General features: G+C 36.0%; 23 protein-coding genes and 1 other RNA gene. 9 read left to right on the top strand and 15 right to left on the bottom strand.

What is annotated here, in order from left to right; all coding sequences use genetic code 11:
- Positions 1–120 precede the first annotated feature (120 nt).
- Complete coding sequence (locus IGK86_RS05350; protein ID WP_002356885.1) at positions 121–564, top strand: flavodoxin; 444 nt, start codon at positions 121–123, stop codon at positions 562–564.
- A 74-nt stretch (positions 565–638) separates the two neighbouring features.
- Here IGK86_RS05350 and IGK86_RS05345 read toward each other — a convergent pair whose 3' ends face one another.
- Both IGK86_RS05345 and IGK86_RS05340 read right to left on the bottom strand, forming a co-directional pair.
- Positions 639–1112 (bottom strand): TspO/MBR family protein, encoded by a 474-nt coding sequence (locus IGK86_RS05345; RefSeq protein ID WP_002356884.1) that lies wholly within the window; start codon positions 1110–1112, stop codon positions 639–641.
- A gap of 157 nt (positions 1113–1269) precedes the next feature.
- Positions 1270–1842 carry a TetR/AcrR family transcriptional regulator gene (locus IGK86_RS05340; protein ID WP_002356883.1) on the bottom strand — a complete coding sequence of 191 codons (573 nt, stop codon included), beginning with the start codon at positions 1840–1842 and terminating at the stop codon, positions 1270–1272.
- 250 nt (positions 1843–2092) lie between these two features.
- Here IGK86_RS05340 and IGK86_RS05335 point away from each other — a divergent pair, with 250 nt between their 5' ends.
- Both IGK86_RS05335 and IGK86_RS05330 read left to right on the top strand, forming a co-directional pair.
- Positions 2093–3331 (top strand): aminopeptidase, encoded by a 1239-nt coding sequence (locus IGK86_RS05335; RefSeq protein WP_010708839.1) that lies wholly within the window; start codon positions 2093–2095, stop codon positions 3329–3331.
- Positions 3332–3590: 259 nt separating this feature from the next.
- On the top strand, positions 3591–3971 hold the full coding sequence (locus IGK86_RS05330) for a PH domain-containing protein (protein ID WP_002356881.1): 381 nt from the start codon (positions 3591–3593) through the stop codon (positions 3969–3971).
- A 92-nt stretch (positions 3972–4063) separates the two neighbouring features.
- Here IGK86_RS05330 and ffs read toward each other — a convergent pair.
- Positions 4064–4150, bottom strand: an RNA gene (gene ffs, locus IGK86_RS05325) — signal recognition particle sRNA small type.
- A gap of 39 nt (positions 4151–4189) precedes the next feature.
- Complete coding sequence (tadA, locus tag IGK86_RS05320; protein WP_002362126.1) at positions 4190–4711, bottom strand: tRNA adenosine(34) deaminase TadA; 522 nt, start codon at positions 4709–4711, stop codon at positions 4190–4192.
- Positions 4712–4788: 77 nt separating this feature from the next.
- Between tadA and IGK86_RS05315 the strand changes: the two genes are divergently transcribed.
- The gene (locus tag IGK86_RS05315) at positions 4789–5640 is read left to right on the top strand and encodes a PucR family transcriptional regulator (protein ID WP_016616594.1); all 852 of its coding nucleotides are present in this window, start codon (positions 4789–4791) and stop codon (positions 5638–5640) included.
- Between the two features lie 56 nt (positions 5641–5696).
- Positions 5697–6542, top strand: coding sequence for a PhzF family phenazine biosynthesis protein (locus IGK86_RS05310; RefSeq protein ID WP_016616595.1), 846 nt, complete (start codon positions 5697–5699; stop codon positions 6540–6542).
- A gap of 26 nt (positions 6543–6568) precedes the next feature.
- Here IGK86_RS05310 and IGK86_RS05305 read toward each other — a convergent pair whose 3' ends face one another.
- Positions 6569–6907: a hypothetical protein gene (locus tag IGK86_RS05305; RefSeq protein ID WP_002356871.1), complete on the bottom strand. Its 339-nt coding sequence runs from the start codon at positions 6905–6907 to the stop codon at positions 6569–6571.
- Positions 6908–6990: 83 nt separating this feature from the next.
- A complete protein-coding gene (locus IGK86_RS05300; protein WP_002384290.1) occupies positions 6991–7695 on the bottom strand; it encodes a zinc metallopeptidase in 705 nt (234 codons plus the stop codon).
- Between the two features lie 198 nt (positions 7696–7893).
- On the opposite strand from IGK86_RS05300, the gene IGK86_RS05295 reads away from it, so the two are divergent.
- A complete protein-coding gene (locus IGK86_RS05295; protein ID WP_002387247.1) occupies positions 7894–8247 on the top strand; it encodes a YxeA family protein in 354 nt (117 codons plus the stop codon).
- Between the two features lie 37 nt (positions 8248–8284).
- On the opposite strand, the gene IGK86_RS05290 is transcribed toward IGK86_RS05295, so the two are convergent.
- Entirely contained in the window at positions 8285–9289 is a 1005-nt protein-coding gene (locus IGK86_RS05290; protein ID WP_002356866.1) for a nucleoid-associated protein, read from the bottom strand.
- 127 nt (positions 9290–9416) lie between these two features.
- On the bottom strand, positions 9417–10883 hold the full coding sequence (gene treP / locus IGK86_RS05285) for a PTS system trehalose-specific EIIBC component (RefSeq protein ID WP_002383776.1): 1467 nt from the start codon (positions 10881–10883) through the stop codon (positions 9417–9419).
- Positions 10884–11094: 211 nt separating this feature from the next.
- Between treP and gloA2 the strand changes: the two genes are divergently transcribed.
- Together gloA2 and IGK86_RS05275 are read left to right on the top strand one after the other, a co-directional pair.
- Complete coding sequence (gloA2, locus tag IGK86_RS05280) at positions 11095–11475, top strand: SMU1112c/YaeR family gloxylase I-like metalloprotein (RefSeq protein WP_002366964.1); 381 nt, start codon at positions 11095–11097, stop codon at positions 11473–11475.
- 21 nt (positions 11476–11496) lie between these two features.
- Positions 11497–11979: an SRPBCC family protein gene (locus tag IGK86_RS05275; protein WP_010713246.1), complete on the top strand. Its 483-nt coding sequence runs from the start codon at positions 11497–11499 to the stop codon at positions 11977–11979.
- A gap of 43 nt (positions 11980–12022) precedes the next feature.
- Here IGK86_RS05275 and IGK86_RS05270 read toward each other — a convergent pair whose 3' ends face one another.
- Entirely contained in the window at positions 12023–13123 is a 1101-nt protein-coding gene (locus IGK86_RS05270) for an FUSC family protein (protein WP_010775975.1), read from the bottom strand.
- A 171-nt stretch (positions 13124–13294) separates the two neighbouring features.
- Between IGK86_RS05270 and IGK86_RS05265 the strand changes: the two genes are divergently transcribed.
- Entirely contained in the window at positions 13295–15436 is a 2142-nt protein-coding gene (locus tag IGK86_RS05265) for a GH92 family glycosyl hydrolase (protein ID WP_016616596.1), read from the top strand.
- A gap of 40 nt (positions 15437–15476) precedes the next feature.
- On the opposite strand, the gene IGK86_RS05260 is transcribed toward IGK86_RS05265, so the two are convergent.
- From IGK86_RS05260 to IGK86_RS05235, 6 genes are all read right to left on the bottom strand, one after another.
- Entirely contained in the window at positions 15477–16958 is a 1482-nt protein-coding gene (locus IGK86_RS05260; protein ID WP_002356858.1) for a response regulator transcription factor, read from the bottom strand.
- A gap of 11 nt (positions 16959–16969) precedes the next feature.
- Positions 16970–18700: a sensor histidine kinase gene (locus IGK86_RS05255; protein ID WP_016616597.1), complete on the bottom strand. Its 1731-nt coding sequence runs from the start codon at positions 18698–18700 to the stop codon at positions 16970–16972.
- Positions 18654–19289 carry a YesL family protein gene (locus tag IGK86_RS05250; RefSeq protein ID WP_002362905.1) on the bottom strand — a complete coding sequence of 212 codons (636 nt, stop codon included), beginning with the start codon at positions 19287–19289 and terminating at the stop codon, positions 18654–18656. Before IGK86_RS05250 ends, IGK86_RS05255 begins: the two co-directional genes overlap by 47 nt.
- A gap of 70 nt (positions 19290–19359) precedes the next feature.
- A complete protein-coding gene (locus tag IGK86_RS05245; RefSeq protein ID WP_010775977.1) occupies positions 19360–20826 on the bottom strand; it encodes an ABC transporter substrate-binding protein in 1467 nt (488 codons plus the stop codon).
- Positions 20827–20849: 23 nt separating this feature from the next.
- The gene (locus IGK86_RS05240; RefSeq protein ID WP_002359877.1) at positions 20850–21773 is read right to left on the bottom strand and encodes a carbohydrate ABC transporter permease; all 924 of its coding nucleotides are present in this window, start codon (positions 21771–21773) and stop codon (positions 20850–20852) included.
- A gap of 11 nt (positions 21774–21784) precedes the next feature.
- Positions 21785–22741 carry an ABC transporter permease gene (locus tag IGK86_RS05235; protein ID WP_002356852.1) on the bottom strand — a complete coding sequence of 319 codons (957 nt, stop codon included), beginning with the start codon at positions 22739–22741 and terminating at the stop codon, positions 21785–21787.
- Between the last annotated feature and the right edge of the window lie 300 nt (positions 22742–23041).

Below are 23041 nucleotides of genomic sequence, written 5' to 3'. Positions count from 1 at the left end.
AAAGATTGTTCAAACACCAATTTTCAAAAAGTCCCTTAATAAAAGCACTCGCTAGTCTTTTATAAGAAATGCGCATCTGCTATAATAAGTGACAGAATTGTATGAGGGGGAAGAAAGTTTATGACGTTAGCTAAAATTGTGTATGCAAGCATGACTGGGAATACAGAAGAAATTGCCGACATTGTTGCAGAAGCATTTGAAGATTTAGAATTAGAGGTCGAAATTGATGAGTGTACGCAAGTCGATGCCGCTGATTTTGAAGAGGCCGATATCTGTGTAGTAGCTACATATACGTATGGCGATGGCGATTTACCTGATGAAATTGTCGACTTTTATGAAGACTTACAAGAGATTGATTTATCAGGAAAAATCTTCGGCGTTTGTGGTTCAGGAGACACGTTTTATGATGATTTTTGTAAATCGGTGGACGACTTCGAAGCAGTCTTTACTCAAATTGGGGCAAAAAAAGGCGCCGACAGCGTTAAAGTTGATTTAGCCGCTGAAGAAGACGACATCCAACGTTTAGAAGAATTTGCGAAAAAATTAGCAACTGCCGCAGAATAACTACGTTGAAATAAATAAAATAAACACCAGAAAAAAATGGCTAGTTCCCATTTTTCTCTGGTGTTTTGATATTCCTAATTTAAAAATAAAATACTGTAATTTAAAGCTGCCGCAAAAGTAACCCAAAGAATATAAGGAATCATCAACCAGCCACGCGTTATTAATTTATAACGCAAGTAGTCCCACTGTTGAACTATTAATAATAGCCATAACAATGAGATATCAATCACAGATAATAAATTATTTTGTAAAGAAAAAAAGAAAAATGTCCAGAAAAAGTTTGCAATAAATTGTAAAATAAATAGCGTAATCATCCGTTTTTTCTGTTGTTTATTTGGATGAACTAAGATGAAATAAAAAGTAATGCCCATAAAAATATACAACACCAACCACACCGGTCCAAATAACCAGCCTGGCGGAGCAAAACTTGGTAATCTCAACGCTTGATAATATTCTCTCGCATTTACTGAAAATAAGCCCGACAAGAGCCCTAGTCCGGTAATTCCTACAATACTTAGCCATAAACGCTTATCTTTCACTCGGTTCATGTTTTTTGCCCCTTTCTATTTCTCTTCTTTACTGTAGCATGGTTGCGAATAATCTACCATTAATACACTTAACAAAAAAAGACCGTTCTTTTAAGAAACAGTCTTTTGCTGTAACCTCACAGAAGTTATCAGCATGAGGTTACACTTTTTTTAATTTTTATAGGTCAATATCAATTGGTTCATCTCGTTCAAGAATTGCTTCAATACTATCTTTCATTAAATGAATGATTTGTTCTTCTGAAGGATGGATAATTCCAGAAGTCATCAATGCAGCCACACCAGTAGCGACCACCCATGTTCCCATGTGTAAAGAGTCAATTTGAACATCGTTTAAATTAGCATACTCAGGATCAGCTTTTACCGCTTCAGTAAAATAGTGATAAGAGAATTCTTGCATTTTTTTGCCGCCACCATATTCTTCTAAATAAAGCGCACGGTATAACTTACTTTCACTTGTCGCAAAATGAATATAGTTTAAAGCCAAATCAACAATTGTATTCCCGGTATGTTTTACTGGAAAGACTTCTTTCGCTAAGTATTTATGAATTTTTTGGAATAAAGCATCGCGTAAATCATCCATGTTTTTAAATTCCAAATAAATCGGTTGGGTGGAACATTTCATTTTATTAGCAATATTACGTGCAGTGAACTTCGAAAATCCTTCAGTGGCGACTACTTCATAGGCAGCTGTTAAAATCTGCTCTTTCGTAATGGTTTTTTTTCTTGCCATAATTCCCTATCCCCTTTATTCATTCATATACAACGCTTCCAAATAAATGCTTATGGTTATTGTAACACGATTTTTCTATTATGCAAAATTAGAACAACTCTTTGTACAAAAGTTCACTGAGCGGGAGCACGACAACTTTTACCCCGACTTAAAATAACAGTTGATAAAGGCTTTATTTCGTTGAGTTCCCTGCTCTTCCGTGTTATGATATGAACAGTCATTACCCATCAAAATGAAGGAGGAATCACGAATGACCTTAGAGAATTTTAATGAAAATCTAAAGAAATATGCACGTTTAATTGCTGAAACGGGTGTCAATGTTCAGGACAATCATACGGTTGTTTTACAAATCAGTGTCGATCAAGCGCCCCTTGCCCGCTTAATTACGGAAGAAGCTTATCGCTTAGGCGCGGCCGAAGTAATTGTTCAATGGAGCGACGAAACCATTCAACGTGAATTTTTATCTCATGCTGCAACTGATCGTATTGAAAATGTTCCTCAATATAAAATTGATCAAACCGATGATTGGATTGCCAAAGGCGCAAGCCGAATTAGCGTGGTTTCTTCTAATCCTGATGCATTAGCTGGCGTGGATGCACAACGTGTAGCAGCTTTCCAAGCGGCTAATGGGAAAGCATTGGTCAACCTACGAAAAGCAACGCAAGCCAACAAAGTAAGTTGGACTGTTGTAGCTGCTGCTAGTGAAGGCTGGGCAGCTAAAGTCTTTCCAGAATTAGCAACAAGTGAAGAACAAGTTGATGCACTTTGGAATGAAATTTTCAAAACAACACGAATTTATGAAGAAAACCCAGTCATTGCTTGGGATATCCATGATAAAAAATTACAAGAAAAAGCGGCTGAATTAAACGAACAACAATTTACTGCTTTACACTACACAGCTCCTGGGACAGATTTAACGATTGGTTTGCCTAAAAACCATTTATGGGAAGGCGCTGGTAGTTATAACGCGCGTGGGGAAGAATTCATGGCTAATATGCCAACAGAAGAAGTTTTCACCGCCCCAGATAGTCGCCGCGTTGATGGTTATGTTTCTAGTACAAAACCACTAAGTTATGCTGGCACAATCATTTCGGGAATGAAATTTACATTTAAAGATGGAAAAGTTGTTGACTTCTCAGCTGAACAAGGCGAAGAAGCATTGAAAAATCTCTTAGCTATTGATGAAGGTGCCAAACACTTAGGAGAAGTTGCTTTAGTACCAGACCCTTCACCAATTTCACAATCCGGTTTGATTTTTTATAATACATTGTTCGATGAAAACGCCTCTAATCATTTAGCCTTTGGTTCAGCCTATGCCTTCAACTTACAAGGCGGCACGGAGATGAGCGAAGAAGAATTAGCTGAAGCTGGTTTAAATCGTAGCCAAACACATGTGGACTTTATGGTAGGATCTGACAAAATGAATATTGACGGCATTAAGGAAGACGGGACGATTGTTCCAGTTTTTAGAAATGGCGATTGGGCATAGTCCTACCAAATGTTGAAACCAAAGTTTTTAGCTCCAAGAAATAAGAAGAAACTGCTTTTATTCAGTAGGTTCTTTTAAAATTTAGAAAGTGAGGCCTACGTTGCAGCGATTTAGGCCTCACTTTCTTATGCTAAAAAATCAATTGCATTCGAAGGACCTTTAACGTTATAATCAAATTGAAAGCGGATTCTTTTACACGATATAAGTTTACTTTTAAATAAAAGAATTTTTTTCAAAAAAGTAGAATTGGAGAATTAACATGGGATTATTTGATGGATTATTAGGGAATGCAACACAAAATAACAATGAAACAGCTGAAAAAGAATTACGGGATGTTTTAATCCCTAACGAAAAAGTAGATATGGCCTTCACTTTAGTAAGAGATTTAATTGTCTTTACAGATAAACGCTTAATTTTAGTCGATAAACAAGGAATTACAGGTAAAAAAGTTGATTATAAATCGATTCCCTACAAATCTATTTCACGCTTTTCTGTTGAAACTAGTGGACATTTCGACCTAGATGCAGAACTAAAGATATGGATTTCAAGTGCTGAGTTACCTTCAGTAAGTCTTCAATTTAGAAAAGATAAAGATATTGTTGCTATTCAACAAGCCTTAGCAGCTGCTGTGTTATCTTGAATCCACAAAAAAAGACAGGAAAGCGACCAACTTTCCTGTCTTTTTAATTTTAGATAAAATAAAAAAAGGCTTCTCAGCCTTGATACGTTCCTTATTCAATCAGACACATGGCGGCACTTGCTTAGTGCTGCTTCCTTCCGGATCTGACACAATTCACTAGCCCGCCATTGTCCTAGCCTTTCGGCAAAACCTAGTATAACGTATTTTTATTCTTTTGACTAGTCTTTCTTTTGATTTTTTAAAAGTTTCTCTTCTTTTTTCTTTGCCCGTAACTTTTTAAAGAACTGAACTAGCAATAAGCGACACTCTTCTTCTAAAACGCCTGCTTCGACATAGGCTACATGATTGAAGCGTTCATCTTCTAATAAATTCATCAAAGTCCCAGCAGTGCCTGCTTTAGGATCGGTTGCGCCATAATAAACTTCTGGAATTCGTGCCAAAAGCATCGCCCCACTACACATTGGACAAGGTTCTAAAGTTACAAATAATTGGGTTTCTTCTAGACGCCAATTTTCTATCCCGCGACACGCTTCTTGGATTGCATACATTTCTGCATGCGCCGTTGCTTCTTGCCGTGCTTCTCTCAGATTATGCCCGCGGCCAATAATTTCCCCTTGCCGAACAATTACAGCTCCAATAGGCACCTCAGCCAAACCTTCTGCTTTTTTCGCTTCTGCAATGGCTTCTCGCATAAAAAATTCTTTTTCTTCTTGTGTTAACGTTGTTTCTTTTTTTCCCAATTAATTTCCACCTTTCGGCTTTTTCCCACTAAACTTCTGTCTTGCTTCATGGTACAATAAATCAGTGAGGTGTGTCTATGATTATTGAAAATTTATCTCAGCTTTATCCCAAAGGCTATTTATCAAAAACAATTGGTTCCGAAGCCACCTATTCAATTCCTGTTGACGACCAATTTTTCATTGTGAATAAAGCTTTCTTAAGTATTAAAGAACAGCATTTGTTGGAAGCGCTTTTCCCGATTTCTGAAAACCCAACAATTACTGGTAACCATCCTTGGTTCAGTTACTTATTTCAACAGGCAAAATTACCTGCCGAAGGGACCTTTCGTATGTTGCAAATTCAAACGAATGTCACAAAAGAATTACAAGCTGAATGGCAATTTAATTTAACAAAGATGTTTCCAGATATAGTTGATTGTTTCAGTCCAAGTAATAATATGTATATTTTAGTTGAAGAACAGTCAAAAAAGACCTTTCAACAAGAAGAAATTCAAGGGATCTTTTTAACATTAGATACAGACTTTGATTGCACTAGTGCTGTATTTGTTGGCAATTTTTATTCCTCTGAAGACATTCTCCGGCGTTGTTTCCATGAAGAACAACGTATTTTTTCAGAAGAACTTAATTCCTCTAGTCGGACGACTGTTTTTAGTTTAACTGATGTTGCCCTCCACTATTTTACCAAAGAAGCCATGAGCCAAAATGTACTTGTTGAGTATTATCGTCGTTTATTAAATAAAGACACCGATATTCAGCCAATCATCAGCGCTTTGTGGAAAAATCAAGGCAATATCAGCTCCACTGCAAAAGATTTATTTATGCATCGAAATACTTTACACTATCGGTTGGAAAAGTTTTTTGAACAAACTGGCTTATCTTTAAAAAAAATGGATGATTTAATCTTTTGTTATTTGTTATTAAGAAAGTAGTACGTCCATTTTTTACTCGTATGTTTTTTATTCCCAATTAGAAAGTAGGCGTTCCAATGAAAATTACCGCATATGTCGCTAGTGCATTTAGTAAAAACCACGAAGGTGGCAACAAAGCAGGCGTTGTTTTTATGACACAGCCCTTAACGAGAACCCAAAAAATGGCCATCGCCAAAGAACTAGGATTTGCAGAAACTGCTTTTATTTCAGACTCAAAGATTGCTGATTTCCGCCTTGAATATTTTACACCAAAAGAAGAAGTCGACTTATGTGGCCACGCGACAATTGGCGCTTTTACCATTATGAAGCACTTAAATAAATTATTGCAAACAGCATATACAATCGAAACGAACAGCGGTTTGCTCGCAATCACGGCGAACGGTGAACAACTATTTATGGAACAAACTGTCCCAACTTTTTATGATACGCTCACTTTAGAAGAATTGAGCGGCTGCTTTGATTTAAACGCAGTGGCAACTGCTTTTCCTATCCAGATTGTGTCAACGGGCCTAAAAGATATTTTGGTTCCCATTAAAAATGCGCAATTATTACAGGATTTACAACCAAACTTTGAAAAAATCAAGTTACTTAGTCAAAAGTATGGAGTTATTGGGATGCATCTTTTTGCTTTGTCTGAAGAAAATATCATTTGTAGGAATTTTGCACCCCTTTATTACATCGATGAAGAAGCCGCTACTGGTACATCAAATGGTGCGTTAGCTTGTTATCTGTACCATCACCAAATTTTACAAAAAACCAATTACACCTTTGCCCAAGGTTATACCTTAAACGCTCCTTCAGAAGTCTTAGTGCGTTTGAACACTACATCCCAAAAGACAATTGATCAAGTTCTAGTTGGTGGCAGAGGCTATTATGTTGAAACAAAAGAATTATTTTTATAAAAAAAAGATGGCCTAGGCCATCTTTTTTACTTCATTGCATCTTCAATAAATGTGAAAAAGCGTTCTTTTAAAGAATCTGTATTGTCTTTAACTTTTTCGCCATATTCAGCTAATTTTGAACCGCCATCTTTCACACGATCAACAACATTTAAAACAGAATCTAATTCATCATCGGATAAATCATCGACAATCGATAATAATTTTTGGTTTCCATCAAATTTATCGTCTACAAACTTTTTAACTTTATAACGATTGGAAACATGAGATACCTTCTTAATAATTTTCTCAGAAGCGATGACTGCAACAGAGACACTTGCAACTGCAGCAATGCTTAAACCGATACCAATTTTTGTTGATGCTTTCATTTCCTTCAGCTCCTCTGTTATTTTCTACTTTAATCATAACATATTATTACTTTTATGCGTAATAGAAAGACCTTTACTAGCACTTAGTCTCGTCGGTTGTTACCACCAAATAAAATAACCAAACGTAAAAGTTGTAAAAAGGTCGAAAGCGCCGCTGCTACGTAGGTAAGTGCAGCTGCAAAAAGAACTTTTCTGGCCATTGGGACTTCTTCTTCTGTTAATAACCCACCTTCAGAAAGAATACTTAATGCACGTCTAGACGCATTAAACTCCACCGGTAAAGTCACCAATTGGAAAATCAAAGCTAATGAAAAAGCCAAAATTCCAATGTTGATTAATGTTTGATTCCAACTAAATAAAACACCAATCAAAATTAGTGGAAAGGAAATGGTTGAACCGATGTTGGCAACTGGAACAATAGCTGCACGAAGACGTAAAGGCACATAGTTCGTATGATCTTGTACCGCATGTCCGCATTCATGAGCCGCCACGCCAATAGCCGCAACCGATGTCGATTGAGCAGTGGCTTCGGATAAGCTCAACATTTTGTTTCCAGAATTATAATTGTCAGTTAAATCACCAGCAATTTGCTGAACTCCAACATCATTAATTTGTTCTTTTTGTAAAATATATTGTGCTGCCTGCGTGCCTGTAACATGTTTACTGCTTCGTACTTGATCATATTTACGAAAGGTACTGTTAACATATGCGGAGGCCGCACCAGAAATCGCAATTCCGATAATTACCAATATATAGGTTGGATCGATTCCAAAATAAAAGGGCATCATTGTCCTCTACCTCCATCTTTTTTTCTTTATTGTAGCATGATAGTGAAAAAAAGGGAGCGACAAACGTTGTCTTTTGTTTAAAAAAATGATGAATTTTTCAAGAAAGTGCCGAAACTAACAAAATTGTCACTCAATTAACGGAAAAAAATATGGCAAATTTCCTAAAAAAAAGGCATACTATTCCTTGAGGTGAGGAAAGTGAAAACATTACTAAAAATATTAATTCCCATAGTCATTTTAGCCGGTGGTAGCTGGGGCGTTTATAATTACTATTACGGTGGAGAAGCCTATTATACACAAATCACAACATCTGGTGAAAAGAAAGATGAAAAAACAAATTCTGGTGAAGCAATGACCATTTATTACTATCAACAACCTGCGTTTAATAAAAACGGTGAAGAAAAAACCGTGGAATTAAACGAATCCCGTGATCAACCTTTGCGTATGAAAGCCTATCTAAAATTGAAAGTTAATCCCCGTAAAGGCGTGATCAGCTGGAATGAAGTGACAGAAAAAGAAGTCCCTGAAAAAGCTTTAGAAAAATTAAAATAAAGAAAAAACCGTTGGCAAGCGACCAACGGTTTTTTCTTTATAATTGATTACTAATTTTTTCGATATTTTTTAGCATAATGGACACTGTGCCATCTGGATTATTAACAAATTCAATTAAATCGCCATTGCGGTAAACATCTAACGGAACAATTAATTCAATACCGTTATCCATTTTTAACTTCTGTTTGCCAAATTTCTTTTCAGAAATTTCGCGAGATTCTCTGACTGGCGGTGTTTTGTCGACAAACTTCGACTCATTCACTTCTTCTTGGTAAGCTAATTTAGCTGATACATTTTCTTTAAACACTTGCTCAGCAATTTGCTCATTGTCAATCGTTCCCGTTTCCTCAATGCTATCATATACCGCTTCTTTTACAGAAGCCATTAGTTCAAACTCATCTTCGTTAAATTTCTTTCCAATACGTTTGACTGCTTTTTTAATTTCTTTGATATTTTCTTCCATGGAAGGTGCCGCTTGCGTCTCAATCACTTTTTCAGAGAAATACCAGATTTTTTCTCCTGAAAATTCATATCTTTTCTCTAGTAATTCAAACGCTAATGTATCTAAGTCAACTGTAATTCCTTCATCTGGTTTTTGTGATTTTGAAGACAAAATTGCTCGATTGATAATCAGTTTGTTATAAACGGATTCTTCTTCATAGTCGACGTAATGCGTATAACTTTCTTTATAGTTTAATTTAATCATTGCGACATGTAACACCGTATCTAATTCATATAAAATGAACAAAATATCAGCACTAGGCGCATCTTCGCTTCCTGAATAAACATCATACCAATGTTGGGTAACTTCTTGGCTTTTCTTCACAAAATCACTAGGAATCCCACGTAACGTGTCAACAAAGGAACTATTTTCCGCCAATGTTCCAGTCTTTGTTTGTGCAGTCGAAAGTTTTGAAATTTTTGCAGTTAAATACGTTCGAATATACTCGGTCGTTAAATCTAGTTCCTTTTCAGAGAAAACCGGCGTCCCAGTTTCTCGATCAATAATGTGTAAAATTGCTTTTTTTAAATAAATATCCATTTTTACGCTCTCCTTTTCTCAACCTTTTTAGTCTAACTGAAAGAGAGAAAAAAGCCAATAGTTTCTATAAAAAGAAGAAGAATTCGTAGACAAATGTCTACGAATTCTTCTTTACTTCAAAAAGCGATTACCCTTCTTCGCTGTATAACATCCCTGTTGCTTCATCAACTGGATCGACTTTATTAAAGATGCCTTTCTTTCTGAAAATATAAGTTAAGCCCATTGGTACGATAATCGCAATCACCATTGCGCCTAAAAACGGCAAGTAATATTGTGGCACAATAGATAAAATTCCTGGCAAGCCACCGACGCCGATACTGGTCGCACGAACGCCCATTAAAGTGGCAAACATTCCTGCCATTGCCGAACCAATCATGCCCGCAACAAATGGATAAACATATTTTAAGTTGATCCCAAACATCGCTGGTTCAGTCACACCTAGGTAACAAGAAATCATTGCTGGAATCGAAACTTGTTCTTCTTTTTTGTTTCCACGATGCATAAAGATAACTGCTAAAACCGCTGAACCTTGTGCAATGTTTGATAGAGCAATCATTGGCCATAAGTTGGTTGACTGAAAGTCAGCAATCAACTGTAAATCAATCGCATTACTCATATGATGCAACCCAGTGATGACTAATGGTGCGTACATAAAGCCAAAGACGGCGCCAAATAACCAATTAAATGTTGACGTTAATCCTGCATTTACGATATCAGAAACCCAACTACCAATCGTCCAACCGATTGGTCCTAAAATGACATGTGCAGCCAATACTGTTGGTACTAAAGCAAACAATGGGACAAAAATCATTGAAATTGCTTGAGGAATCACTTTTCTAAAGAAAATTTCAAGATAGGCAAGCAAGAAGCCGGCTAACATAGCTGGGATAACTTGCGCTTGATAACCAATCATGTTAACTTGAGCAAACCCAAAATCCCAGAAAGGAATTTCTGCTGCTTTAGTCGTCGCAACTGAATAAGCATTCAGAAGTTGTGGTGAGACTAATGTAATCCCTAGGACAATCCCCAAAATTTGTGTGGTTCCCATTTTCTTCGTAATACTCCACGTAATCCCAACTGGCAAGAAGTGGAAAATTGCTTCGCCGATTAACCATAAGAATGAATTGACTCCATTCCAAAATTGAGAAACTTCCACGATTGTTTGACCATCAAGAAAGCCAAATGGAACCCCTTCCAAAATATTGCGGAATCCTAAAATCAATCCCCCGATAACAAGTGCAGGAATTAATGGTGTAAAAATCTCAGCTAAAACAGAAACAACTCGTTGAACAGGACTCAAATTACTTTTGGCAGCTGCTTTCCCTTCTTCTTTTGAAACCCCTTCTAAACCGGAAATTGCAGAAAAATCATTATAAAATTGTGGGACTTCATTCCCAATAATTACTTGAAACTGTCCAGCATTGGTAAAGGTTCCTTTTACAGAAGGAATATCTTCAATCACAGGTACATCCGCTTTTTTTGGATCTTTTAATACAAAACGCATTCGAGTTGCACAATGAGAAACAGCTGAAATATTTTCTTTGCCTCCTACTGCTTTCAACAACTGTTGTGCATCGCTTTGAAACTTACCCATTTTACATTCTCCTCTCAAACTTGTATATACAATTAAGTTGTATATACATCATACTTGATTATTCTTTTTTTGGCAAGCGCTTTCTTTCAAAAAAATAATTTTATTTTTTTACAAATCCCTTGTCTTTTCTTAAAGAGTCAAACAGAACGCTTTTTTAGCTGCTTCTTTATTGCTATACTACAGAGGGAAAAAACGAAAAGGAGTATGAAAAATGTTTTTTAAAGAAATTCATCATGTGGCAATCAATGCCTCAAATTATCAAGTAACTAAAAATTTTTATGTCGAAAAGTTGGGCTTTGAAGTTCTTCGCGAAAATCATCGTCCCGAAAAAAACGATATTAAATTAGATTTAAAATTAGGCAGCCAAGAATTGGAAATTTTTATTTCTGATCAATTTCCCGCTCGCCCCTCTTATCCTGAAGCTTTAGGATTACGTCATTTAGCTTTTAAAGTTGAACATATTGAAGAAGTGATTGCTTTTTTAAATGAGCAAGGAATTGAAACAGAACCGCTACGAGTAGATGATTTTACGGGTGAAAAAATGACCTTCTTTTTTGATCCAGATGGACTACCTTTAGAACTTCATGAATAATAAATAAAGGAGAGAAACAAAATGAAAGATACCTTTCGCTTAGAAAACCAGACGATTTATTTTGGTACAGAACGAGCAATTTCAGCCAGCCCTCAAACGATTTGGCGCTACCTGACTGAGACAGACAAGCTAAAACAATGGTTTCCAGAATTAGAAATTGGTGAATTAGGTGTTAACGGGTTTTGGCGGTTTATTCTGCCCGATTTTGAAGAAACGATGCCTTTCACTGATTATGCAGAGGAAAAATATCTGGGCGTGACTTGGGATACTGGTATCATCTATTTTGACTTAAAAGAACAAGCACCTCATCAGACCCTGTTAGTCTTCTCAGAATCTCTCCCAGAAAATTTTACAACACCTCGCCATAAAGATATCGCTGGTTGGTCAATTGTTCTCAACCGCTTGAAGCAAGTACTTGAAACCCCTGATGCAGCACCAGAAAAAATAGATTTTCCGCAAATAGAAAATCATTACTTGGAAAAATTAACGAATTTAGAAAATTAAAAAGTGTGGCACAACGGGTAAATCACCCTCTGTGCCACACTTTTTAAAAACGTAAAATACGCTGATAAACAAATAAACCTAAATCAATTAAGCAAACAACAAAAATTGCCAATAATACAAAAGAGACCCGCAACTCTGCGGCATACATCCCTCGTAAACTAATTGTTGCCAAACATAACCCAAAAATCGTTGCCATTGTCACTTGTAACACGGTTCCTGGTTTTAGGGAATAAACAAAAATGCCAATCAAACTAGAAACAACGAGGTGTGTCAGTGGCAATTGAAGCCAATTGACAACAAACAGACTAAGGAAACATCCTAAAAGAGTCCCCCAAAAACGTGTCTTAATACGCGTATTCATTTCTGCTTTCACTGGATGCAAGAGTAGAAAAACATTCATCGGAATCCAAATTATTTTAATGCCTCCTACACTCCACATTAAAATAAAACTCAGCGTAATGGTGAAGCTCATACGAACAGCTAAACGAAATCGTTGCACCCTTTCGTCAGGACTTTCTAAAAATTGTTTGAAACTTGTGATCCCAAAAAAAGTCTGTTGTAAGTCGTGCCAGAAATTAATAACCGCCAATTTTTGTTGTTTCATATTTAATTGAATGCTTTTATGGCCTCTACTCTTTAAGCTGGTTAACTGACTTAATCCTGTTTGCCACCAAGCGTTTAATGTTAAAGCCAATAAAAAAAGACCAATTAAAAAGGCCACAACTTGAGATTGCATCAAAAATGTATTTCCTTTAACCTGGATTAACTGACAAAACGTAAACATCATCAAATAACTATGATACCGCATCGGTGTCGCAGATGAATAAAATAAATAAACAATTAAAAATGTCACACTACTATTTAAAATAATAGACCAGCTAAAGGAACTACTAGCTATAAATGCTAAAAAACTGATCACAAATTGCCTGATACTCATTTTGAGCAGCGCTACAAATGAATAATCTTTTTTATAGTTAATTTTAAACATAATAGTAAATACAGGCACCATAATTAAATAGCTTGGGGAAAATAAAAAATCCAATGTATAAAAACTAACCAAAAAAAAGGCGATGACTGGGAAAATGGCCCAAACATACGCAAAAAATTGCTGACTTTTTGTACTAAAAAAATAAATAACAATCACTCCAATATCGATTCCTTATCCATTGTAACATGCTTGTCAATTCCCTCTTCAAATTGAATATACCAATTCGTTAAAAATAAATAAAAAGCGAATAAATACGCTTTCATTTCTCGTTTTTTGTGCTATAATCAGCCTATATGATATATCATTTAAAACAAAGGAGCTACTTTCATGAATATTCAAGCGATTGATACGCGACACGGAACTGCCAACCAACATAGTTTTTCAAATGGGAATTGTCTACCCTATACTGGCGTGCCATTTGGGATGAACTTTTACGCCCCGCAAACAACTGACCAAAAAGGCAGCTGGTGGTTTCATCCAGAAGATCGTACATTTCAAGGCTATCGAGTAACGCATCAACCAAGTCCTTGGATGGGTGATTTTAGCCATTTATTAATGACCCCTGTCAGTGGTTCATTGTCGGAACTTTCTTTATTCCATGCCCAAAGTTCTTATCGTCCAGAAGAAAGCCTTTTTTCTCCTGTCGAAATTAACTTAACTCAATTACGCTATCAAATAACTTCTCAATTAATCCCAAGCATGTATGGTGGTATCTTAACCATTGATTATCAACAAAAAGATAATCACTTACTGCTAACTCTGCCTGGACGTTATCAAGTAAAACAATTAGATGACCATCAAGTGGCTGTAAAAGTCATCAACTATTCTGGTTGTGAAGATCCAGATTTTAGTTTTTATTTCGTGCTTCATTTTGAACAGCCTTTAACCAAATGGTTTGCCCCTTCTTCAGGTGAAGATGGCAAAATCCTTCTTTCTTTTGGAAATATTGCTCAACAAGTTGTTCATTTTAGTAGTTCATTTATTTCTGAAAAACAAGCGCAGTTAAATTTAGCACGAGAAATCTCTATGCGTTCTACTGAGATGCTGCAACAAGGAATCGCAGATTGGCATAATTATTTCGATCGTCTTAAAGTAACGCATGAAAACCTTGAACATACTAAAACGTTTTATCATACACTGTATCGAACATTCCTATTTCCGCAAACCTTTTATGAATTGGACGAAAATCAGCAGCCGATTCATTATGATACGTTCTCGCAAACGGTTCGTCCTGGTGTACTATATACCAATAATGGCTTTTGGGATACTTATAAAACGGTCTACCCATTGTTCTCACTAATTGCCCAAGAAAAATACGAAGAGATGCTAGAAGGCTTTTTAAATAGTTACAACGAAACAGGTTTCTTGCCAAAATGGTTATCGCCAGATGAGCGTGGTTTAATGCCCGGCACCTTGATTGACGCTGTCATTGCTGATGCCGCCGTGAAAAAGATTCGTCCTGACTTGATGCCTCAGTTCCTAGAAGCGATGAAAAAAGGCGCCACACAACAAAGCGAACGAGAAAATTATGGACGTCAAGGAACTCTGGATTATCTAAAATATGGCTATGTTCCTTCAACCTATCATGAATCTGTCAATCATACCTTAGACTATGCGTACAGCGATTTCTGCATTTCACAAGTTGCAAAAACATTGAATGATTCAGAGACCGCAACGTTTTATCGTCAACAAGCCTTGAATTATCAACAACTTTTTAATCCTGAAACTGGCTTTATGCAAGCAAAGGATACTGAAGGCAATTTCCGTCCTGACTTTTTAGATATTCGTTGGGGCAAAGATTACGCCGAAGGAAGTGCTTGGCAATCAAGTTTTGCGGTTTATCAAGATTTTGCAGGTTTGATTAAGCTATATGGTAGCGAGTTAGCTTTCGAAAAAAAATTAATTCAGCTATGCAATCAAGCGCCTAACTTTAACGTTGAAGGCTATGGTTTTGAAATTCATGAAATGAGTGAAATGGCCGCAATTGATTTTGGTCAATTAGCCATCTCAAATCAACCAAGTTTCCATTATCCGTTTCTATTCAGCTACATCGGCAAACCAGAGATGGCTCAACCACTTTTAAAACAACTAATGCAAACATTTGATGCTTCACCAACTGGCTATCCAGGTGATGAAGACAATGGTAGCATGTCTGCTTGGTATATTTTTAATAGCTTAGGCTTTTATCCCGTCACACCAGGAACTGGTGAATATGTAATCGGGATGCCTTTAGTCCAGACGGCGGAAGTAAAACTGTCAAATGGTAAACAATTAACCATTCAGACATCACCAAACAAAGTCCAACAACAATTTATTCATGAAATTCAGTTAAACCAAGAAAAACATACTGCGCCTTATTTTACTCATCAAGAACTATTAAATGGCGGGACTTTAGATTATCAATTAGGGATCGTCCCGAATCCACAAAACACAGCAGAACGACCGTTTTCATTAAGTACGGAAAAATAATAAAAAGAAAGATGTTCATAAAAATTGAACATCTTTCTTTTTATTCTTCTACACCTGCGTAATTTGATTGGTATTGCTCTCGAAATTCTTTTGGGGTAATTCCATTTAATTTTTTAAACATTTTTGAAAAATAGTTGGTATTGTTAAATCCTACTTTTTCTGAAATTTCGTTGATTGTATCATCCGTGTACAATAATAATTTTTGGGCATGCTTGGTACGCACTTGATTCAAATATTGAGAAAAACTCCGCTTGGTTTCTTTTTTGAAAATTTGGCCTAAATAACTAGGGTTCAAATGAAGCTCATCCGCCACCGTTTTTAAGTTTAATTCTTCTAAATAGCCTTGTTCAATTCTTTCTACAGCTTGGCTAACACTTTCTGAATATTTTTTTATTTTAGGTTTATTTTTCACTTCTGCCAAGACTTGCTGCATTAACGCATACAGTGTATTAAGATTGTTGCTGGCTCGAATTTCTTCCACGATTTTTTCATAGTTTTCTTCTAACACAGTTGGATACTGACGGGAAATATCTGAAAAAAGTAAGAAGACTACATAGCGTACATATTCTGGCGTAGCGTGTTGTTGACTTAACTGATTGAAAATAGCATCTAATTCCCGTTGAATGGTCTGCATATCCCCAATCATCAAGGCTTGGTTAAACGCTAGGAAAGTAAAATCTTCTGCCGAACGATTCATTTGTTCTTTTTGATTATTTGGCAGAAATTCTTGATAAAACGTTTCAATTGCTTGCAACTGTTTTACTTTCTCATAACTTTCATAAACCGTTTCCCATTCATTGACAGATTCCCCTACAAAAATCTGACCTTGACCAGCTAGAATCGCTTCAATTTCACGAATAAATAAGAACGCTTCTTGTCTAGCCCCTTTATAGATAAGTAACAATTGGTGGTACGTACTCATCCAACTTTCAATGAATAACAGTTGACCTTTTTTCATAAATAGTTCCTTGATTGTTTCTAAAAATGGCATCTCAGCTTCAACCAATAAAACGGTAAAATCACCTGGTTTTATAGTCGTAAATTGCTGCATTAACTCTTCGTATTCCCCTTCGCTGATTTCATCATTAAGCCAACGCATCAAGCCATTTTCTAAATATAGACGCACGCGAGCATGGGATTTTTTTTGTTGGTCCAATTCTGTTTTGATTCTTTGGATATTGGCTAATAGTTCTTGCTTATTGACTGGTTTCAAAAGATAATCTTGGACCTGCAAAGCCATGCCTTTTTTGACGTAATCAAACTCTTGATAACCTGATAAAATTAAACTAATAAATTGATGTCCTTTTTTCTTTGCTTGCTCAATTAATTCGATCCCACTCATTTCCGGCATCGTAATATCTGTTAATAAAACATCAATGGATTCTGTTTCTAAAAAAGCCAATGCTTCTTGCGCACTACGCGCTGTTTTAACAATTTCAAAGCCTAACTCTTGCCAAGGAATAATCCATTTTAAGCCTTCTAAAATCATATATTCATCATCAACAAACATCACTCGATACATCTTTTCACCCCTTATGCTACAAACGAAAGACGAATTGTCGTCCCTTCTCCTTCTTTCCCTTCAATGGTTAAACCATAACTCTCCCCAAAAAAGCGTTGTAAACGTTCATGAACATTTCTTAATCCAATGGATTGTTCCGTTTCTATTTCTGTTTGATTTAAACGTTCGCGAATTTCCTCTAACCGATTGGCGGTAATTCCTTTTCCATTATCCACAACAGCCACAATAATTTTTTCGCCTTCTCGGTAGGCATGGACCTTGATAGCATTGTCTTGTCGTTGATAGTCAATTCCATGCACAAAATAATTTTCGACAAGCGGCTGAATGATGAACTTAGGAATTTCAACATCAGCAATTGTTTCTTCTATTTCGAACTTATAGGCAAATTGGTCGGGATAACGCATTTGATACAAATACACATATTTTTCGCAAAATGAGATTTCCTCTGCCAAGGTCGTGGTTTTTTCTTGGTTAATATTATTCCTAAGTAACGTTGAAAAAGCATAGACAACATCAGCTAGTTCTTCTTGTTGCCGACTCAAGGCATACATACGAATATATTCCAACGTATTATAAAGAAAATGAGGATTAATTTGCGACTGTAACGCTCTCATGTGAGCATCGCGTTGCTTAATTTCTAAAGTATAAATATCGTGAATGTATTGATCTAAACTGTCTACCATAAAATTAATCGCGGAAGCAATATCATTCAACTCTTCCTGAACTTGATTCGTGTCAATTCGTTCTTTTAAATTGCCATCGCCAATGGCTCGTGTCGCTTCTAAAATTAATTGGACTTGTTGAGAATAGCGTTTAAACAGGCGGTTTAAGCCCACTAATAAAATAACAATCAAAAGTAACCCAATCCCTAAAATGGCCGCATAATTCATAAACAATTGCTGAAATAAGACTCGGCGGCTTGTTAATAAGAGAATGGTACTCCGGCCACTGCTTTCTATTTCCGTAATATCGTAGCGATTATGAAAAACCTGTTGAATGTCACTATCGGTGTGCATTCTTTTATCTAGTTGCCGCTCTTCTTCTTTGGTAAATTGTGCTTTTTCAGAAAAAATTTGATTTCCAGCACTATCATAGATAAACGCATTAATACCTGATTTTTTCAATAAGTCTGCTTGGTTGCCTAGCAATTCTTGACTTGAAAACACAGTGTACAATTCTCCCAGTGGTTGTCCTGTATAAGGATCGGAGATAATTCGCATTAGTTGAAAGCCATGTTTTTTAATTGATGACATATCCATTTTTTTCCCATTTGTAGCTGTGCGATTGGCGAACAAAACCTGATCAAATTCATCTAAGCGAATAATCACTTCTTCTAAGTCAGGAAAGGTGCTAAATAATGTACTTAAATTATTTCCAAAGTGGGTACTGACCCGATCTTCCGACCATTGGCTGTACGTATAGTCAAAATACTCAGGAGGAGAAAGTTCCATATATTTTCGCATGTTTTCAATTTTACTTGCAGAGCCAGCTAATTCATTAATCATATTCGTCGCCGCATTATTTTTATTCGTTACATAGCTGTCAATTTGGGAAACGGCGTTATTTTTTTGTGAATCAATTGATAAGTTAATTGTATAAGTAACATAAACGCACAAAGCAGCCACCGTTAACAAAATAATACTTGTTAACAGTAGACTGTATTTTTGTACTAATCGATTTAATAAATATTTTTTTTTAAACAGTTTTTTGAAGATTTGCTTCATTTTGTTCCAACTTTCCATCAATAAACTGGCGATTTTTGCGCGTGACATAGGCACACCACATCATAATTAAGGCAAACGAAGCAAATAGTAGCAGTCCTTTCATTTTCCAAGTTAAAGCAACGATACTAATTACACCGAATAAGACTTTAAAAAATACACCGAGGTTTAAAAAGATACTGATAAATGAAAGCTTCATTAAATCAATAGTTGAGATAAAATAGCTTCCTTCATATAGTAGCATATAAATGTAAAAAATAACGAGTATTAGGGAAACAAAAAATAAAATAAATGTAATAATTAACCACATTATTCCGGTAAATTGAACGGCTAAATAAATATTATAAAAAACAAATCCTAAAGTGAAGAGAAAAAGTAAAAAATAACAGTTACTTCTTTTAAAATGTGCTTTCCATGATTCAAATGCTCGTTTAACGGTGATTGCTTGATAATTCATGCCCTCTTCCAAAATGAAATCAGTCATCATTTGGAGTGCTGGGCCAACACCAAAAATAATCCCTCCAGCTAAACTAAATAAAACAAACAGTAAATTTAGTTTGATTACTGTCCAGGAAAGGTAAAACAACCGCTGAATCCCTGTACTTTCCATCTTCCTCTTCCTTTCTATTATGTAAAAGGCTGAGCCAAAAGCGCTCAGCTAATGCCTCAGCCTCCTGTGATTATTTTTGAGATTGGATATATTCGTCTAATTGTGTTTGCATTTCTTTTTGAACTTTATCCCAGCCAGCTGTTTTTAGGTCATCCATTAATTTTGGAAGTGTTTCTTCTGGATCAACAGTTCCTGTATTTAAGCTTGCTGCGTAACGATTCATAACTGTAGCAACGTTAGTGATTTCAGTTTTCACTTTATCATTTACAAAAGTAAAACCAAGAATTGGTGAATCTTTTGCTTCTTCGATGCTCTTATCACGTTCTTTAACCATTTCTTCAGTGACAGATTCTTCTGGCCAAATGATTAAGTTGTTTCCTGTGTTCCAAGCACTCAAATGAGTTGTTGGTGTGTAATCTTTCAATAATTTCACGCGATCATCGCCAACTTTTTCATATTGTTTGCCTTCTTCACCATAAACAAGTCCGTTTAACAATTCTGGATTGCTGTTTAATAAGCCTAGCAATTCAACAGCTTTTTCTTTGTTTTTAGACGTATTTGCAACAACATAGTTAGCCATTTGCGCTTGTGCTGTTGTTTTTAATGGTTCTGTTAGTGGACGAGAAACAAGTGGTTTGCCAGCAGCTTGTGTTAAGATTGTATCACCATAATCCATAGGTCCTTGTGTTTCTTGACGCATGAACCAAGTATTGGTATTTAAGTCATATGGTGTTGTACTTGTAGCAGCATCTGTTGGAATCAAGCCATCTTTATACCATTGATGTAAGACTTTTAAGTTATTAATCATGTCTTTGTCGGCATATTGGTTAATAATTTTTGGTGAGCCAGTATCAGTTGTTTTCACTGCAAATGGATATTGGTTACCAATAGGGAAGTCATAATTACCTGTTGCAAAGAATGTTTGGCCGATAGCAAAAGCAGCAATATTTGGTTCTTTTTTATGGAATTCTTTTAGAACTTCGGTTGCACTTTCATAACTACCATCGACTTTACTAATATCTAAATTGTATTTATCGACATATTCTTTATTAAAAGTTAAAACTTGTTGACCGTAAGAGTTACCTAGAATTGGGAACGCATACAGTTTTCCATTGATCGTATTTCCTTTAATATAGTTATCTGGCAATTGATCATAGGCTTCTTTGGCATATTTAGGTGCTAAATCAGTTAAATCAGCATAGGCGCCTTTTTGTGCATTCGTTGCATAATTTTGTGCTAATGAAATATCATAGCTTTCACCAGAAGCAACGATTGTTGACATTTTTTGGTCCCAATCGCCCCAACCAACAAATTCCATTTTTAATTTTGCCCCAATTTTTTTCTCGATAATCTTATTCGCATTATCGATTAATTGGTCATAATTATCTGGTTTGTCCCCAACACGATACATTAATAACGTTGGTGTACTATCATCACCTTTTGACGCTGCATCTTTTGAAGATTTACCGCACGCGCTTAATCCTACAGCTAAAGCTGCTGCGCCAGCTACGGCTAATCCTTTTTGCCATTTTTTCATTCCTTATTTCCTCCTGTACAATTTTATTCTTTCACGCCGCCGATTGTTAAACCACCCACGAAATATTTTTGGAAAAATGGGTAAGTTAACGCAATTGGTAACGTAGATAAGACAACAATCGCCATTCGAGCCGATTCACTTGGTAGAACGCCTAACCCTTCTTGTGCTGCTGCACCCATATCCGTACTTCTCGATAAGAACTCTAAGTTGTTTTGAATTTTCATCAATAAATACTGTAATGGTACCAAGGTATCTTTTTGAATGTAAAGTAACGCATTGAACCAATCGTTCCAATAACCTAAAGCCGCAAATAAACTAATTGTGGCAATCCCTGGAACGGCTAGCGGTAACACAATGCTGACAAAAATGCGCATTTCACTTGCGCCATCAATACGTGCCGATTCAATAATACTGTCAGGCACGGTTTTCTTGAAAAACGTTCGCATCACTAAAATATTAAATGGTCCTAAAGCTAAAGGCAAAATTAACGCCCAAATTGTATCTTTCAATTGCAATAAGTTTGTCATTACTAAATAGTTCGCAACCATCCCTGGTGAAAATAACATTGTAATTAACGCAAACAATGTAAAGAATTTTTTAAATGGAAAGTTGGAACGAGAAATGACATAGGCATATAATGACGTCATTGTTGCATTGACAATCGTCCCTGTCACCGTAATGAAGACCGTTACCCCTAAGGCATGAATAATGCGTTGACTCATCGCCCCTTGGAAAATGTAACGATAGGCCTCCAATGAAAATTCTTTTGGCCAAAACCGGTAGCCGTTTGCTGCTAATGATCCTTCACTTGTCAATGAAATCATAATAACAAAGAAAAACGGAACCACACAGGAAATAGCAAAAATAGCAATGACAATATTGAAAATCAAATTCGCTGTCGGGTTGAAGGATCGAACGTTAACGCTAGTGACTTTTTTCTTTTTCATAATCCTTCCTCCTAAAATAGTGCTGAATCTGGTTCAATTCGACGAACAACTAAATTCGCAATTAATAACAAACATGCCCCAACGACAGATTGATATAACGCTGCAGCTGCCGTCATGCCTACATCACCAGTAGCCGTTAAGCCATTGTAAATATAGGTATCTAACACACTTGTCACGTTGTAAAGTGCACCTGAGTTTCTTGGTACGATGTAGAACAAACCAAAGTCTGCTCTGAAGATACCGCCGATGTTTAAAATTAATAAAACAGACATCATTGGTAAAATTTGTGGAATCGTAACATTTTTTATTTGTTGCCATTTGTTGGCACCATCTACCATCGCTGCTTCATAGTATGTCGGATCAATCCCCATCACAGAAGCATAGTAGATAATACTGTTGTAGCCTAGACTCTTCCAAACATTTAGGAAGACAAAAATTACTGGCCACCAACGTGGATCTGCATACCAGTTAATCATTGTGCCGCCATTACCAGTAATCCATTGATTCAAAATCCCTTTATCTGGACTTAAAAAGGCATAAACAAAATAGTTAATAACCATCCAAGATAAGAAATATGGTAGCAATGACATCGTGTGATAAACTTTAACCAAGCGACGATTTCTTAATTCACTCATAATAATAGCAAAAGCAATCGCAAAGAATAAGTTAAAGGCTAAAAAGACGACATTGTACAAAATGGTGTTTCTAGTAATTAACCAAGCATCTTTTGACGCAAATAAAAATTTAAAGTTTTCAAAACCAACCCAAGGACTTTCTCTTAGACTAGCTAAGAAACCATCTGGTGAAATATGAAAATCTTTAAATGCGACCACATTGGCTAAGACTGGTATATAGAAGAAAAATATAAACCAGATAAATCCTGGTAACGCCATAAGGATTAAGGCCTTATAACGCCATACATTTTGAAAAAACCCGTTTTTCTTCTTCATTCGTTTCGCTCCTTTCATAAATATAATAGCGTTTTCATAATATCTTTTTAAGGAACAAATTATAGGATTTGAGAAACAAATTATAGATTTTGTGTCATTTAAGGTAAAAATTTGCCGAATTGACTGTTCTTTGTGAAAACGTTTATCTGATATTTTTTTTACAACTGTTTAAGAACCTTAAAAATAATTGGATAAGCCTCACTCATAAAGCGATTTTGCTAGTGTGTATTTGTTTTATAAAACCTGAGAACTTGATAGTTTCACAAAGGTTATCCTCTAATTATTTTTGAGGAGGACTATTTTTGAATTTTATCCGTA

It is taken from the genome of Enterococcus sp. DIV1206 (assembly GCF_051712485.1).
Taxonomy (GTDB): domain Bacteria; phylum Bacillota; class Bacilli; order Lactobacillales; family Enterococcaceae; genus Enterococcus; species Enterococcus faecalis.
Note: the sequence above shows the minus strand (reverse complement) of the source record. Positions and strands in the feature narration are given on the sequence as shown.

Excerpts from the sequence above, each read along its gene's own strand:
- IGK86_RS05350 (WP_002356885.1), top strand. The coding sequence starts at position 121 with ATGACGTTAGCTAAAATTGTGTATGCAAGCATGACTGGGAATACAGAA.
- IGK86_RS05345 (WP_002356884.1), bottom strand. The coding sequence starts at position 1,112 with ATGAACCGAGTGAAAGATAAGCGTTTATGGCTAAGTATTGTAGGAATT.
- IGK86_RS05340 (WP_002356883.1), bottom strand. The coding sequence starts at position 1,842 with ATGGCAAGAAAAAAAACCATTACGAAAGAGCAGATTTTAACAGCTGCC.
- IGK86_RS05335 (WP_010708839.1), top strand. The coding sequence starts at position 2,093 with ATGACCTTAGAGAATTTTAATGAAAATCTAAAGAAATATGCACGTTTA.
- IGK86_RS05330 (WP_002356881.1), top strand. The coding sequence starts at position 3,591 with ATGGGATTATTTGATGGATTATTAGGGAATGCAACACAAAATAACAAT.
- IGK86_RS05315 (WP_016616594.1), top strand. The coding sequence starts at position 4,789 with ATGATTATTGAAAATTTATCTCAGCTTTATCCCAAAGGCTATTTATCA.
- IGK86_RS05310 (WP_016616595.1), top strand. The coding sequence starts at position 5,697 with ATGAAAATTACCGCATATGTCGCTAGTGCATTTAGTAAAAACCACGAA.
- IGK86_RS05305 (WP_002356871.1), bottom strand. The coding sequence starts at position 6,907 with ATGAAAGCATCAACAAAAATTGGTATCGGTTTAAGCATTGCTGCAGTT.
- IGK86_RS05300 (WP_002384290.1), bottom strand. The coding sequence starts at position 7,695 with ATGATGCCCTTTTATTTTGGAATCGATCCAACCTATATATTGGTAATT.
- IGK86_RS05290 (WP_002356866.1), bottom strand. The coding sequence starts at position 9,289 with ATGGATATTTATTTAAAAAAAGCAATTTTACACATTATTGATCGAGAA.
- treP (WP_002383776.1), bottom strand. The coding sequence starts at position 10,883 with ATGGGTAAGTTTCAAAGCGATGCACAACAGTTGTTGAAAGCAGTAGGA.
- gloA2 (WP_002366964.1), top strand. The coding sequence starts at position 11,095 with ATGTTTTTTAAAGAAATTCATCATGTGGCAATCAATGCCTCAAATTAT.
- IGK86_RS05275 (WP_010713246.1), top strand. The coding sequence starts at position 11,497 with ATGAAAGATACCTTTCGCTTAGAAAACCAGACGATTTATTTTGGTACA.
- IGK86_RS05265 (WP_016616596.1), top strand. The coding sequence starts at position 13,295 with ATGAATATTCAAGCGATTGATACGCGACACGGAACTGCCAACCAACAT.
- IGK86_RS05260 (WP_002356858.1), bottom strand. The coding sequence starts at position 16,958 with ATGTATCGAGTGATGTTTGTTGATGATGAATATATGATTTTAGAAGGC.
- IGK86_RS05255 (WP_016616597.1), bottom strand. The coding sequence starts at position 18,700 with ATGGAAAGTTGGAACAAAATGAAGCAAATCTTCAAAAAACTGTTTAAA.
- IGK86_RS05250 (WP_002362905.1), bottom strand. The coding sequence starts at position 19,289 with ATGGAAAGTACAGGGATTCAGCGGTTGTTTTACCTTTCCTGGACAGTA.
- IGK86_RS05245 (WP_010775977.1), bottom strand. The coding sequence starts at position 20,826 with ATGAAAAAATGGCAAAAAGGATTAGCCGTAGCTGGCGCAGCAGCTTTA.
- IGK86_RS05240 (WP_002359877.1), bottom strand. The coding sequence starts at position 21,773 with ATGAAAAAGAAAAAAGTCACTAGCGTTAACGTTCGATCCTTCAACCCG.
- IGK86_RS05235 (WP_002356852.1), bottom strand. The coding sequence starts at position 22,741 with ATGAAAGGAGCGAAACGAATGAAGAAGAAAAACGGGTTTTTTCAAAAT.